Genomic DNA, 13,299 nt, shown 5'->3' on the forward strand with positions numbered 1-13,299 from the left:
AAGAATCCGCCTCCAGCGTCAATGTTTCTGCATCAGTTTTTTCAATTGATAACCGGTACGGTCCAGTTTTGACGGTGCCGGGGAGGCCGGTCGTGCAACTCATTATCCACCCTCTCACCCTGGAACTCCGGGAACCCTTTGCCCTGGCTGTTGGTCGCCGTACCACGACACCAGCCGTCTGCCTTGAAGTCCATCATGAAGGTTTGGTGGGCTATGGTGAGGTGGCGCTGCCGCCATACCTGGGCTGGAGCCAGGCAGAAGTCTGCCAGGCATTGCACAGGGTTCAGTGGTCGGAACCCATCCATCCACTCAATCTAGACCGCCTGCTGGCAGCGGCGACCGCCGCCATCGGGCCGCTGCCTCCGGCACTGGCGGCGCTGGACATCGCCCTGCATGACCTGTTTGGAAAGTACCTTGGCCAGCCGCTCTATGCACTGTGGGGCTTTGACCTGAGCCGGATTCCACCCACTTCCTTTACCCTGAGTCTGATGTCTCCCGACGCGGCACGGGAGAAAGCCGTGCGGATGGCCGAATATCCGGTGCTCAAGCTCAAGCTGGGGGGCGACAACGACCGGGCGCTGGTGACAGCCGTGCGGGAGGTCACCGACCGACCGCTTTCTGTGGACGCCAATCAGGGCTGGCGCGACCGCTCGGCGGCGCTGGATTTCATTGGCTGGCTGGCCGAGCAGCAGGTGTTGTTCGTCGAGCAGCCGTTTCCCGTTGCGTGTGTGGATGATCACGCCTGGCTGACCGAGCGCAGCCCGCTTCCCATCATTGCCGATGAAGCTGTGCGGACGATGGACGATGTCGTCCGTGCGCCAGGGGTTTATCACGGCATCAACGTCAAGCTGGCCAAATGCGGCGGCCTGCGCGCCGCGCATGCCATGCTCACCGTCGCCCGCGCCCTGGGGCTGAAAACCCTTCTGGGATGCATGACCGAAACTTCCTGCGCCATCTCGGCGGCAACCCATGTTTCACCGCTGGCTGACTGGGCAGATTTGGACGGCGCGGCACTCATTGCCAACGATCCGTTCGAGGGGGCGCAACTGGTTGACGGGCGCATGCTGCCGCCAGCGCGGCCGGGGATTGGTGCCTGCCCAGTACGGCCGCTCTCCGGCTGAGCGCCCCAAACATTCCCAGTCCGGTGTGGTGTCCCGTGTCGGGTTGGAAGAAGTGACGAGGGCTGAAATTTACGAAGGCTGAACAGGTTGCGCCATGGCGCGGAGGGCATCCACGTCAACTTCAGCCTCGATGCGGAAGTCGTGACCTGGCACCGCACGGCCGTCCAGCGACCACCGTTCTCCGGCGTCGTAGTCGCGCAGGTCGCCCACGTCCATGACACGTCCCCGAATGGCATCCACCGGCGTTGACTGCCAGTGGTTGCTGACGTTGATGGCAATGTCGGCGACGATGGGAGGAAGGCTGGGACCAAAGTCGAGCGTCGCTGACTCGAAAATGAGGTCGTAGAAGTAACTCGTGTTGGGCGGCAGCGCCTCGTATGCCGTCGCTTCCACGGCATCGCACTCGTCACCGGCAATGGCGTGAAGTGCACCGAGCAATACCACGGCATTGAGCTGGCGAAGGTAGGTCTTCTCCGGGTCATTGCGCCAGCCTCCCGACTCGACAAGGACGACGCTCGTTCCCCAGCCCTGCATGGCGTCGCCAAAACTGCGCGGCTCGTGCGTGTCGTCAAAGCGCGCCATGTAACCGTCAATGTACGGAGTGAGCATCTGCACCATGGCCGCAGCCAGACGCTTGGCGCGCCGCCGGGCCATGTTGTCCTTGCCCGAGGCGTCGTGCGCCGGCGCCAGAAAGGCCATTGCCGTCAGACGGTGACTGTCGCCGACCGTGTAGCGCGGGTTCTGGTCGTGAAGATTGAAGGCAAAGTCAGGCACGAAGTCGTCGTGCGTCCGCTTGAGAAGCCTTGCCTCCGGTGTTCTGAGGTGGCGGGCGTCACGGTTGAGGTCAATGCCCTGGGCAGTCCGCCGCTGGAAGACTTCCGCGCCATCCGGGTTGAGCATGGGAAGGATGCAGACCTGGACTTCCCTGAGAATCCGGTTCAGGGCTGCGTCCTGGGGAAATTCCACAAGTGCCGCGAGCAGATCGAGAACGGCCAGGGTCGCTGTGGGTTCATCGCCATGCATCTGCGTCCACATCAGCACGCGCCGCTGGCCCTGCCCAAACGTCACCCGGTGAATCGGGCGTCCGGCTGCGGAGCGGCCGCCGACTTCAACCGTCAGACGGGTGTCTTTGGAAGCGAGGTGGGACAGATGTGAGGCCAGCCCCGCCGCCGTCAGGCGGGGCGTGGCCTCCCGAACCATATAGCGGTCATAGTGCGAGGCAAGCCGTTTGACCAGGGTGAGGGTTGCCTCGGATAAGCCCAGCATGGCCGGTGTGCTCCAGAGTCAACCGTGGCAACCCTATCGGTCAGACATCGGGATATATTCGGCTTTTTCCGCCCCGGTATAAAGCGCCAGCGGCCGGATGAGACGGTTGTCACGCAACTGTTCGAGGATGTGCGCCACCCAGCCGGAAATGCGGCTGCACGCAAAAATCGGCGTGAACAAATCCACCGGGATGTTGAGCGTGTAGAACACCGGCGCCGAGAAGAAATCCACGTTCGGGTAGAGCTTCTTGCGCGCAAAGGCCAACTGCTCGATGCGCTCGGCCATTTCATACCACTTCGTGTTGCCGACATCTTCACCGAGCTGCTTGGCAAACTTGCGCAGGACGGTTGCCCGCGGGTCCATCGTCCGATAGACGCGATGCCCGAAGCCCATGATTTTCTTCTTGTTGGCAAAGAGGTTGTCCACGTAGGCTTCCACTTTGTCCAGTTCGCCGATTTCGAGCAGCATTTCCAGCACCCGCTGGTTGGCACCGCCGTGGAGCGAACCGGCCAGCGCCCCGATGGCCCCGGTTACGGCCGAGTGAACGTCCGAGAGCGTCGAAGCAATGACCCGTGCGGCAAAGGTCGAGGCGTTCAGCTCATGATCGGCGTGCAGAATCAGGCACACGTCAAAGACCCGCGCACTCGACGGATGGGGCTTTTCACCCGTAAGGCCATAGAGGAAGCTTTCCGCCATTGAAAGCGACGGGTCAGGTTTGACCGGCTCCAGACCGCGCCGGATGCGGTCATAGGCCGTCGTCAGCGTGGTCATCTGCGCAATGAGCCGCACGGACTTGCGTACGTTGGCGGCGTCGCTGTGGTCGTGTCCGTCGGGGTCGTAGGCGGAAAGGGCGGAAGTTGCCGTGCGGAGCACTTCCATCGGCGTTGCCGTGGGCGGCAGGGTGCGCAGCAGCGTATAGATTTCCGGCGGCACCTCGCGTTCGGCTTGTAGTTGCCGGGTAAAGGCATCCAGCTCGTCCTGCTTCGGTAACTGACCAAACAACAGGAAGTAGGCTGTTTCCTCGAAGGTTGAATTCTCCGCCAAATCCTGAATGTCAATCCCACGGTACGTCAGGCGACCAGCCGCACCATCAATGAAACAAATCGATGATTGCGCTGCCAACACGCCCTCCAAACCCTTGATAAAATCTTCGTGCGCCATGTCCGCTCCTTTGGAGAGTGAGATGGTATGGTTTTTTGGCAAGCTTGCCACAAGGTCTCGAAACTCAACCCGACCGAAGGGGGATTACAAAAAACGAGCTGCGGTTTCCGGTGGCGGGCCGATGCCGAAGTGTATGAACCATAACAAAGCCGCAGGCCGGTGGTCAATGCAGCCCACGTCAGGAAGCCGGACAGGAAGCTGGCAGCAGCCCGTTCAGCGGCCCGCCGGTGTTGCGGCCAGAGCCTGCCCGGCCAGCAGTTCTTCCGGGCGGACAGTCGCCGTGCCGAGCTTGCCCACCACAACGCCGGCCGCCCGGTTGGCCAGATGCGCGGACTGGCAGAGTGTCAATCCGGCGCTCAGTCCAAGGATGAGTGTGGCCAGGACAGTATCGCCAGCGCCCGTTACGTCATAGACCTCGCGGGCCGTAGCCGGAATGTGGTGGATGTGGCCCGGTGCCTCATACAGTGTCATCCCCGCTTCGCCACGGGTGATGAGGACGTGTGCCTGGCCGAGCATGGCCGAAAGGCGTCGGCTGGCAGCTTCCAGTGCAGCCTCATCGGTGACGGACATCTGGGCTATGAGGGCGGCTTCGTGATGGTTGGGCGTCACCACTGTGACCGGCTGGTAGCTGGCAAAGCGTACCGGTTTGGGGTCGAGCGCGACCGGCAGCCCACGCTGGCGGGCATGGGTCAGCACGTGGCGCAGAAACCGTGGGGTGAGCACACCTTTGTCGTAATCCGAAATGGCCACGGCGCTGACTTCCGGCAGCCAGGCGTCCACTTTCTGCATCAGGGCCGTTTCGATGTCCGCCGGGATGGGCTGCCTGGATTCCCGGTCAAAGCGGGCCATCTGATGGGCATTGACCATGACGCGGGTCTTGCGCGTGGTGGGGCGGTTGGCGTCCACGACCAGCCCGTGCCACTCCAGATGCCACCGGAGCAGGGTATCGCGCAGGTGTTCAGCCGCGAGATCATCCCCGACGACGCCCACCACGAACGGCAGTCCGCCCAAGGCGCGAACATTGGCGGCAACATTGGCCGCGCCGCCGAGCACGTAGCTTTCACGCTCGATTTCCACGACGGGCACCGGCGCTTCGGGCGCAATGCGGCTGGCGCGACCCCAGAAAAACTCATCGAGCATGACATCGCCCACGACAAGGATGCGTTGCCCGGACAGGCGGGCGACCAGGGGTTCGTAGGCGTCAGAGGATGCGTCTGCCGGATGGGTCATGCCAAAAACGTAGGGAAACAGCGGTCGCGTGGCGGCCGGGTGGATGATGCTGTGACCGTGCAGACATTACCCGTTTTCGCCGCCTCTTCCAACCAATGCTGTGATGCTGACGGAGGGCTGGCAGGTCAGCGGTCGCTTTCGCCATTGGCGACCAGACGTTCGAGACTGATGACCCCGGAGACGTTGCGAATGGCCCGCATGACGCGCGAAAGATGCTTGGCATCGTGGACATCAAGCGTGATGGTGATGCGCCCGAAGCCATCTGCGCCGACGTGCGCGTGAGATTCCCGAATGTTGGTTTTGATTTCCGCCACGGCGGTCGTGACATTGGCCAGAATGCCCGGACGGTTTTCGGTCGTGGCCGAGAGCGTCACTGGATAGGTGGTTGTGCCTTCCGTTTCAATCACCCAGTCCACGTCAATGATGCGCTCCCGGTTGATCATGAGGTTGGCGGCATTGGTGCAATCGGCGCGGTGAATGGCCACGCCTTTGCCGCGGGTGATGTAGCCGATGATTTTCTCGCCGCGAATCGGTGAGCAGCACCGCGCCCGAAACACCAGAACTTCATCAATGCCGCGTACCTGAATGCGGTCGGGACCCAGCCGCAGGTATTTTTTGACGAGTCTGCCGACTTTGGCCAGACCGTTGGCCGGGGTCCGGGCGTCGAGTTCCGAAAGCCTCGACGGTGGCACAAACTTGGCCAGCACATTCCGGGCTTCGAGCTTTCCATAGCCAATGGCGGCAATGAGGTCTTCATCGCGCTGGTAGCCGTGCTCTTGGGCGGCCCGACTCAGTTCACCGGTTTCTATCAGTTTGCGCAGATTGAGCTTGAGGCGGTCGGCTTCGCGCTCGAGGGACTTGCGCCCGATTTCGAGCGACCGCTGGCGCTCGGTTTCGACCAGATAGCGGCGAATCTTGTTGCGCGCCCGCGCCGTTTTGACCAGTTTCAGCCAGTCGCGGTTGGGTTTTCCGTTGGGCGAGGTCAGAATCTCAACGACATCGCCGTTTTTGAGTTCGTACGACAGCTTGACGATATTGCCGTTGACTTTAGCGCCGACACAGTGCTGCCCAACGTCGCTGTGGATGGCGTAGGCAAAGTCAATCGGGCAGGAGCCGCGTGGCAGTTCCAGCACCTTGCCCTTGGGCGTGTAGGCATAGACTTCGTTGGGATAGAGGTTGATCTTCAGCTCGTCGAGGAACTCCCGTGAATCGGAGACTTCCTGTTGCCATTCAACCAGCCGCTTGAGCCATGCGTATGTTTCCGGGTCTTCCTTGACGGCCGAGCGGCCTTCCTTGTAGCGCCAGTGTGCCGCAATGCCTTCTTCGGCAATTTTGTGCATTTCGGCCGTGCGGATTTGCACTTCAAAGGGATGTCCGATGTCGCCGACCACGGAGGTATGCAGGGACTGGTAGAGGTTGTTGCGGGGGATGCCAATCCAGTCCTTGAAGCGTCCGGGGATGGGTTTCCAGATGTTGTGCACCACGCCCACCGCAGCATAGCAGTCAGCAATGTCCTGCGTGATGACCCGCACGGCCATCAGGTCATAGACCTGGTCAATCGAAATGGCACGTTCCTTGAGTTTGCGGTAGAGGCTGTAGAGACGTTTGATCCGGCCCTGAATCTCCACAACCTTGACATTGTGCTCCGGGAGTTTTTCCTGAAGCGTTGCGCGAACATGCGCCAGGTCAGCTTCCAGCGCCGGACGCCGCTGATCGAGGATGGACTTCAGATGTTGGTAATCGTCAGGGTACAGGTATTGAAAGCTGAGGTCTTCCAGTTCGCCACGGATTTTCCCCATTCCCAGCCGGTGAGCAATCGGGGCATAGATGTCAAGGGTTTCCTGGGCTTTTGCGGCGCGCTTTTCCGGCGGCAGGTAATCGAGCGTCCGCATGTTGTGGAGGCGGTCGGCCAGCTTGACGAGGACCACCCGGATGTCGTCCACCATGGCCAGCAGCATCTTGCGGACGGTTTCCGCCTGGCGGTCTTCGCGTGAGGTGTACTCGATGTTGGAAATTTTGGTCAGCCCATCCACGAGGTGGGCAATTTCCGGCCCGAACTGTTGTTCCAGCTCCTCCAGAGTCACGTGGGTGTCTTCGACCACGTCGTGCAGCAACCCGGTCGTCACACAGATGACATCCAGGCGCATTTCGGCCAGGATGTAGGCGACGGCGAGCGGGTGCATAAGGTATGGCTCGCCGGACTTGCGCACTTGCCCCTTGTGCATCTGGGCCGAAAGCAGGTAGGCCCGCCGCAACAAATCCAGGTCGGCGTTCGGGTGATAGCGTTCAACTTTTTCGGCAATGTCTTCAAATCGAATCACGGTGGTATGCCTCGCACCAATGCCCGCCGCATTCGGAGACCATGGTAGGGATAACTATAACGCGCCGCGCGAAAATTTGCTGTATGACCTGCCCGGACGAGGGGGACGTAGCTGATGGTTGGTAAGTTGGTGAGATACCTCGTGGCATGGGTTGGTTTCTGTTCGGTTGTCGGCCTTCCGGTGGGCAGGGTCAACGCCCTGCCCCAGGAAGAAATTGTCCTGCGCAGCCACCTGGTGACGATAGAAGTGACCGTCACGGATGCCCAGGGGCGCCCCATGACCGGTTTGCACCGCGATGACTTTCTGGTTTATGAAGACGGCCGCCCCCGCCGGATTGCGTTTTTTCAAGCCAACGGCGAGCAGGCACTGCGGCCGCTGGCTGTGGTCTTTGCCTTTGATGTGTCGGGGAGTGTCACGCCTGACGAAGCGGCGCTCCAGCGCCGGGCGCTGGAAGCCTTCCTGGCTGAGCGCCATCCCGATTCGATGTTTGCCCTCGTGACCTTCAACCACGAGGTGCGTGTTCTGGAAGGGTTTACCAAAGACCCATCCAGGTTGTTGACAAAGCTCAGCCGGTTCCGGGACTTCGGTGGTTCAACCCGTCTGTTTGACGCCGTGGACAAAGCGGTGTCCCTGTTCAGGAAAGTACCCAAACAGCGCGGCGGACGGGTGTTGCGCCGGCTCATCGTCGTCCTGACGGATGGTTTCGACAGCGCCAGCAACGTCAATCTGGATGACCTCCTGCGCCGGGTCAACGAGCAGGAAGTCACGGTCTATAGTGTCACCGCGCCTTCCTACACCCTGACGGTCGCCGGGCGGGTACGTGTGCCGACGCCGCTGGATGCCACCCGCCTTGTGCCGCTGACGGGCGGCCGGGACTTTCCCATGACGCCGGGGAAAGATTACAGCGATTCCTTTCGCGCTATCGCCAAGGACGCTGCCACGAGTTACACCCTGGCCTACGAGCCGGGCGACCTGCCGGAGGGCAGAACCGGTTTCCGCCGCATTTCTGTCCGGTTGCGCCATCCCGAAGCCGTGGTGCGCACCAGCCGGGAGGGCTACTACGCCCAACCCTGACCAGACTGTTGCTGGTGGGAGGCGTGCCCTGTCTCTAAGGGGCCTGTCCCGGAAAGGCAAACGGACGGGGTTGCCCCCGTCCGTCGCCGGTTTGGCCCTCCGGTGGGCGGCTCAGCCGTGTGGAGTTCAGCGAAACTCGCCGTTCCAGTTGCCTACCACCGGCTGGTCGCTGGCACTGCCGAAGGGGATCGTCAGGTCAGGTGTCCCACTCGTGTTGCTGTTGCGCAGCAGGAAGGTGCCGTTGCGGAACACGCCCACCGAGTCGAAGCCTTTGCCCGTCCAGTCGCCGGCCACGGGGCGATCCCCGGCCTGGCCAAAGGTCAGTGACACATCGGGAAGTCCGGCGGTGTTGTTGTTTCTCAGCAGGAAGGTGCCGTCGCGGAACACCCCGATGCTGGTTTTGCCGTCGCCGTTCCAGTCACCCGTCACGGGAAGGTCCGTAACCTGCCCGAAGCTGATGGCCCGGTCGGCAAAACCGGCCGAGTTGCTGTCTCTCAGGAAGAATATGCCGTTGCGGAAAACACCAACCGAGTCGAAGCCCTTGCCGGTCTAGTCACCGACCACGGGCAGATCGCCCGGCGCACCATAGTTGAAAGCAATGTCGGCAAAACCTGGCGTGTTGGTGTTTTTCAGGAAGAACCGGGCCTGCGCGGGACGGAAGACACCGATGGTATCCACACCGTCGCCATCCCAGTCGCCGGTGATGGGAATATCGCCCGGAAGCCCGTAGGCAAAGGCCGCATCGGCAATACCGCCTGAGTTGGTATTCCGCAGAAACGCCGTTGCCGTCGTCGGACTATAGACACCAATCTTGGTGACGTCGGTCACCAAGCGACTGGCCAGCGACCCGCCGGAAAGCCCGGTCGTTGTGCCGGGTGACAATTGCAGGAGCAGGGTCGCCCGGCCGGTGACGAGATCAAGGCGGTAAATCTGGACGGCCATACCCGTGCTGGTGAACAGCAGCGCGCTTCCCCCCTGCACCGGTGCATTGCTGGTCTGGGCGCGCACATTCGGGGAAATGTCAAAGCCGTTGATGGTGTCAACGGCCAGCGGCACACCGTTGAAGGTGATGTTGGCGACGAAGGTCTGCGTCCCGGAGTTGGGCGGACTCTGAATGTAGAGGGCGCGGCTGACCGTATCTACCGTGTACTGGGTCGTGACGGTCACTCCGCCAAAAGCGTTGGTGTAGGCCGTAGCGGCCACACCGGTCGAACCTGCGGGCAGCCCGTTGATGTTGCCATCCATCTGGATGCCGGGAGCGCTGGGGTTGCCGTCGAGCGGCAGTCCATCGTTGGGGTTGAGCCGGAAGTTGAGACCGCTGCCCGTGGTGATGCGCAGCCGGTCAACGACGGGGTTGAAGTCCATCCCGTAACCGTTGGCCGGCAGGGCCACCGGTGTTGTGCCATCCGCCTGCACGAAGGCTACGGCCGAGGGGGCCAGCGGGGTACACGCGCCGGTTTTGGGATCAACGAGGTAGAGCGTGCCGTTGGACGCCGAGCTGTTGACACCCAGAGCGTAGAACTGCCCCGTGGCCGGACGGTAGTCCACCCCGACCAGTTGTTCCGTGGCGGCCACACCGGTCACTGGAACCTCGTTGGCCGCCAGGCTGCCGATGCTCACCTGTACCAGGCGCGTGCCGTTCTGGTTGAGCGTGACGGCTATAACGTTTGCCCGGCGTGGCAACGATGTGTCCACTTTGGGCAGGTGCGCGAAAGCAGCCAGCCTGTGGTTGCCCGCCCCGAAGGTGCGGCAGGGCAAAAAGCAACCGTACCGGGTAGGCGGTGTGAGCGTGCGGTCGTTGGAAAGGCTCGGCCAGTCTTCAGGCCGGAGGCGGCCCGGCCACTTGGGCCAGCGCCTGGTGATAGTGCGCAGCCGTGCCTTCCGAAAAGCACATGAGGGTGACGTGCAGCGTCGGGTAGAGGGTCGTCAGCGCCGTCCACAGGGTATGGATGGCAATGGGCGCAGCGCGTTCGACAGGAAAGCCGTAAGCGCCAGTGGAAATGGCCGGGAAGGCAAGCGTTTGCAGACCATGCGCCGCCGCCAGTGCCAGGCTGTTGCGATGACACTCGGCCAGTATTTCGTCTTCTCCATGAGTGCCGCCACGCCATACGGGGCCGACGGTGTGGATGACCCAGCGGGCCGGGAGGCGGTAGCCACGGGTCAGCTTGGCCTGTCCCGGCGGACAACCGCCGAGCGTCCGGCACTCTTCCAGCAGCTCCGGGCCGGCAGCGCGGTGAATGGCCCCATCCACGCCTCCGCCGCCCAGCAGGGAAGGATTGGCGGCATTGACAATGGCATCACCGGCAAAGCGCGTGATGTCGCCAACGGTCACGATGAGACGATCAGGAATCAGTGTGGTCATGCGGTTGGGGAGTCGGCGGGATGCCCAGAATGGTCAGCTTGTGGCGGTTTGCCAGGGCAATGACGGCATCGCGGTCAAAGATGAGCGTCTTGCCGGCAGTCACGGCCAGGGCTGTCGCGCCAGCCGTCAGCATGGTTTCGATGGTCGCCCGTCCGATGACAGGCACATCGAAGCGCATATCCTGCTGTGGTTTGGCCACTTTGACAACGGTGAGTTCGCGCCGGTGGGCGAGTTCTCCGGCACGCAGGATGGCGGCGTCCGTCCCTTCCATGGCTTCGACGGCCACGACGGCGCGGTTGCGTACGACGATGGTCTGTCCGAGGTCCAGCCCGGCGATGACCTGGGCGACTTCCAGCCCGTAGTCAATGTCGGCACGCTCGCGGGCCGTGGGCTGGCGTTTGGTCAGAACACCAGCCGGGGCGAGCAGGTGCGGAACAAAGAGGGTGGAATCCACGAGTTCAATGCCGTCGGCCGCGAGTTCGGCCACCACGGCTCCAAGCAGCGAATCCGTGTTGTTGCGCGCCAGCTTGAGCAGCATCGTCGCCATGCGCCAGTCGGGAAGCGCCCCGCTGAAAATCTGGCGGTGCTTGACCTGTCCCGCCATGATGGCCCGCCGGACGCCTTCCCGGCGGAAGAAGCGGATCATCTTTCCAAGCTGCCCCAGTCCACACCACTCAACCTTCACGCCCGTGCGGTCAATGTCGGGTGACGTTTCTTCCCGGATAGCCGCCACGACCATGCGGACGCCGGCCGCCCGCGCGCCTTCCAGGACGTAAAAGGGAAACTGCCCGCTGCCGGCAATGAGGCCGTAGGTCTCCGTATGACTGGTTACAGTCCCGGGCGCGTCTGGCAGGGCGTCCGACATGGCAGCGACCGGCATGAGCGTCAGCGCCCACCTTCCGTCGGCTTGGTTTCGGAGGGTTTGTCCGTGGCCGGCTTGGACTCCGCCGGCTTGTCGTCTGTGGGCTTCGGCGAGGTGTTCTGGTCGGCGCTTGTCCCGGCCGCCGACTTTTCAGACTTGGGCAGCAGGGCGGAGCCGGCCGGGCGGGCCGAGCCAAAGTTGACGGGGTTATCGAGAATGCGCTGGGCGAGGTAGTTCTCAATCCGGGCGTCGTTGGTAGCCGAGGCCTGGAGCGCTGCCACGAGGATTTGTTCGCGCTGCTGGCGGATGATGTCCACAATCCGCTTCCGAATTTCAGGATTGTCCAGCTTGGGTTCGATGGCTTCCGTCCGCTTGCCGGTCAGCTTGAAAATGTAGAGCCGCCCGTTGGAGCCGGGGATCGGCTCGGTGATCTGCCCTTCGGTCATGCTGAAAAAACGTTTGGCCAGGGCTTCCCCGAAGGTCTGCCGCAGAATGTCTTCCGGGAAAAACCCGGCATCGCCGCTGTTCTGGGCCGTCTGGATGTCTTCCGAGACGGTGCGGGCCACAGTGGCAAAGTCATCTCCGGCTTTGAGCCGTTCGGCAATCTTGGTGATTTTCTCCCTGGCCTGGGCTTCACCGATGGCATCGTTTTTCAGCCCGTTGTCGGCCGGGTCCACGGCGATGATGCCCAGCGAGACCCCCCGTTCGAGGCGGAACTGATCCTTGTTCTGGTTGAAAAACTCTTCGATTTCCTTGTCTGAGGGCGCCGGCACTTTGGCTTTGAGCTTTTCCTGAAGCTTGCTGACGAGCAGCGCATGGCGGGTTTCTGTCCGAAACTCCTCTTCCGTCAATCCGGCTTCCTTGAGTTTTTTCCGGTAGTCTTCTTCGGACAGTCCCTCATCGGCAATCTGCCGCTTGACGGCCTGGTCAACTTCGGCATCCGTGACCTGGATTTGCTCGCGCTGGGCGCGCTGGAGCAGGATTTCTTCGCTGATGAGGGCGTCAAGGGCCTTGAGTTGGGCAGCGGCCAGCTCGATAGGGCTGAGGTCGCTCAACTTGGCATTGGGTTGCTGCTGTTTGAGGGTCTGCTCGATGCGCCGGTTGACTTTGGCGAGCGGAATGACCACGGCATTGACTTTGGCGGCAATCTCGGCGGTGCCGCCGGTCGCACCGTCGGTCTGGTCACAACCGGCAAAAAAAACGGCGCTTCCGCCGGACAGCGCCAGGATGAGAACAAAGGGTGCTAAACGCTTCACAAAGGACTCCTTATGGCGGCAACACAGGTTTGACTCGCACCACACGGTTCTGGTACAAATGCGAGTTTCACATACTAAAGGAAGACGAATCGAAGAGCAATCTAATGTACATCTTGGCGCTCCCGTTCGTTTTACCGGTATCGTTCTGGAGGGAATGTTTTCGTGGCACTGAGCGCAGAAGTCAAACGCAGCATTCTACAGGAATATGGGCGACATGCGACCGATACGGGGTCGTCGGAGGTGCAGATAGCTCTGTTGACCAAGCGAATTGAGGAGTTGACTGTCCACTTCAAGACCCACGTCAAGGACAATCACTCCCGGCGCGGCTTGCTCAAACTCGTCAGCCAGCGGCGGCGGTTGCTTAACTATCTCAAGCGTCAGGACGCCGAGCGTTACCAGCAGGTTATTTCAAAACTTGGCATTCGGAAGTAGGTGTGAAGATGGTTCCGGCGTGGTCGCGGGGCTGATGCGGAGCCAGGCGGTCATCACCGGACACCAGAGTGCAGGGGCGCGACCGGCCCAACCCGTCACTTGTCGGGCGCTTTTCAGCGTACCGGGGATGACGGGTTTTGTCTTTTGGCGTTTCATGCTGTGGAGAAGTCCATTGCCGCCGGGAGCTGACCGTGGCGCGGATAGTCCCGGCGCC

Annotated in this window: 12 protein-coding genes; 3 read left to right on the top strand and 9 right to left on the bottom strand. The window is 61.9% G+C overall.

The genetic code is table 11. From position 1 onward, the window contains the following. Window positions 1–92 precede the first annotated feature (92 nt). The gene (locus tag J8C01_RS00520; RefSeq protein WP_211432024.1) at window positions 93–1,121 is read left to right on the top strand and encodes a dipeptide epimerase; all 1,029 of its coding nucleotides are present in this window, start codon (window positions 93–95) and stop codon (window positions 1,119–1,121) included. Between the two features lie 69 nt (window positions 1,122–1,190). On the opposite strand, the gene J8C01_RS00525 is transcribed toward J8C01_RS00520, so the two are convergent. From J8C01_RS00525 to J8C01_RS00540, 4 genes are all read right to left on the bottom strand, one after another. Beyond that, window positions 1,191–2,387, bottom strand: a complete 1,197-nt coding sequence (locus tag J8C01_RS00525; protein ID WP_211432025.1) for a M14 family zinc carboxypeptidase — start codon at window positions 2,385–2,387, stop codon at window positions 1,191–1,193. Window positions 2,388–2,420: 33 nt separating this feature from the next. Next, window positions 2,421–3,548, bottom strand: a complete 1,128-nt coding sequence (locus J8C01_RS00530; RefSeq protein WP_211432026.1) for a citrate synthase — start codon at window positions 3,546–3,548, stop codon at window positions 2,421–2,423. Window positions 3,549–3,761: 213 nt separating this feature from the next. Further along, window positions 3,762–4,778 carry a D-glycero-beta-D-manno-heptose-7-phosphate kinase gene (gene rfaE1 / locus J8C01_RS00535; RefSeq protein WP_014098624.1) on the bottom strand — a complete coding sequence of 339 codons (1,017 nt, stop codon included), beginning with the start codon at window positions 4,776–4,778 and terminating at the stop codon, window positions 3,762–3,764. Between the two features lie 125 nt (window positions 4,779–4,903). Further along, a complete protein-coding gene (locus J8C01_RS00540; RefSeq protein ID WP_211432027.1) occupies window positions 4,904–7,099 on the bottom strand; it encodes a RelA/SpoT family protein in 2,196 nt (731 codons plus the stop codon). A 114-nt stretch (window positions 7,100–7,213) separates the two neighbouring features. Here J8C01_RS00540 and J8C01_RS00545 point away from each other — a divergent pair, with 114 nt between their 5' ends. Then, window positions 7,214–8,173 (top strand): VWA domain-containing protein, encoded by a 960-nt coding sequence (locus J8C01_RS00545; protein WP_211432028.1) that lies wholly within the window; start codon window positions 7,214–7,216, stop codon window positions 8,171–8,173. Window positions 8,174–8,299: 126 nt separating this feature from the next. Here the strand turns inward: J8C01_RS00545 and J8C01_RS00550 are convergent, their stop codons facing one another. From J8C01_RS00550 to J8C01_RS00570, 5 genes are all read right to left on the bottom strand, one after another. Further along, complete coding sequence (locus J8C01_RS00550) at window positions 8,300–8,602, bottom strand: hypothetical protein (RefSeq protein ID WP_211432029.1); 303 nt, start codon at window positions 8,600–8,602, stop codon at window positions 8,300–8,302. A 120-nt stretch (window positions 8,603–8,722) separates the two neighbouring features. Then, a complete protein-coding gene (locus tag J8C01_RS00555; protein ID WP_211432030.1) occupies window positions 8,723–9,856 on the bottom strand; it encodes a DUF4394 domain-containing protein in 1,134 nt (377 codons plus the stop codon). Between the two features lie 136 nt (window positions 9,857–9,992). Next, a complete protein-coding gene (locus tag J8C01_RS00560) occupies window positions 9,993–10,535 on the bottom strand; it encodes an O-acetyl-ADP-ribose deacetylase (RefSeq protein ID WP_211432031.1) in 543 nt (180 codons plus the stop codon). Next, complete coding sequence (locus J8C01_RS00565; RefSeq protein ID WP_211432032.1) at window positions 10,516–11,415, bottom strand: LpxI family protein; 900 nt, start codon at window positions 11,413–11,415, stop codon at window positions 10,516–10,518. Before J8C01_RS00565 ends, J8C01_RS00560 begins: the two co-directional genes overlap by 20 nt. Window positions 11,416–11,420: 5 nt before the next feature. Then, window positions 11,421–12,653 carry a SurA N-terminal domain-containing protein gene (locus J8C01_RS00570; protein WP_211432033.1) on the bottom strand — a complete coding sequence of 411 codons (1,233 nt, stop codon included), beginning with the start codon at window positions 12,651–12,653 and terminating at the stop codon, window positions 11,421–11,423. Window positions 12,654–12,815: 162 nt separating this feature from the next. On the opposite strand from J8C01_RS00570, the gene rpsO reads away from it, so the two are divergent. Beyond that, the gene (rpsO, locus tag J8C01_RS00575) at window positions 12,816–13,085 is read left to right on the top strand and encodes a 30S ribosomal protein S15 (RefSeq protein WP_014098631.1); all 270 of its coding nucleotides are present in this window, start codon (window positions 12,816–12,818) and stop codon (window positions 13,083–13,085) included. The last annotated feature ends 214 nt before the right edge of the window (window positions 13,086–13,299 follow it).

This window comes from Chloracidobacterium sp. D (genome assembly GCF_018304685.1).
Classification (GTDB): Bacteria; Acidobacteriota; Blastocatellia; order Chloracidobacteriales; family Chloracidobacteriaceae; genus Chloracidobacterium; species Chloracidobacterium thermophilum.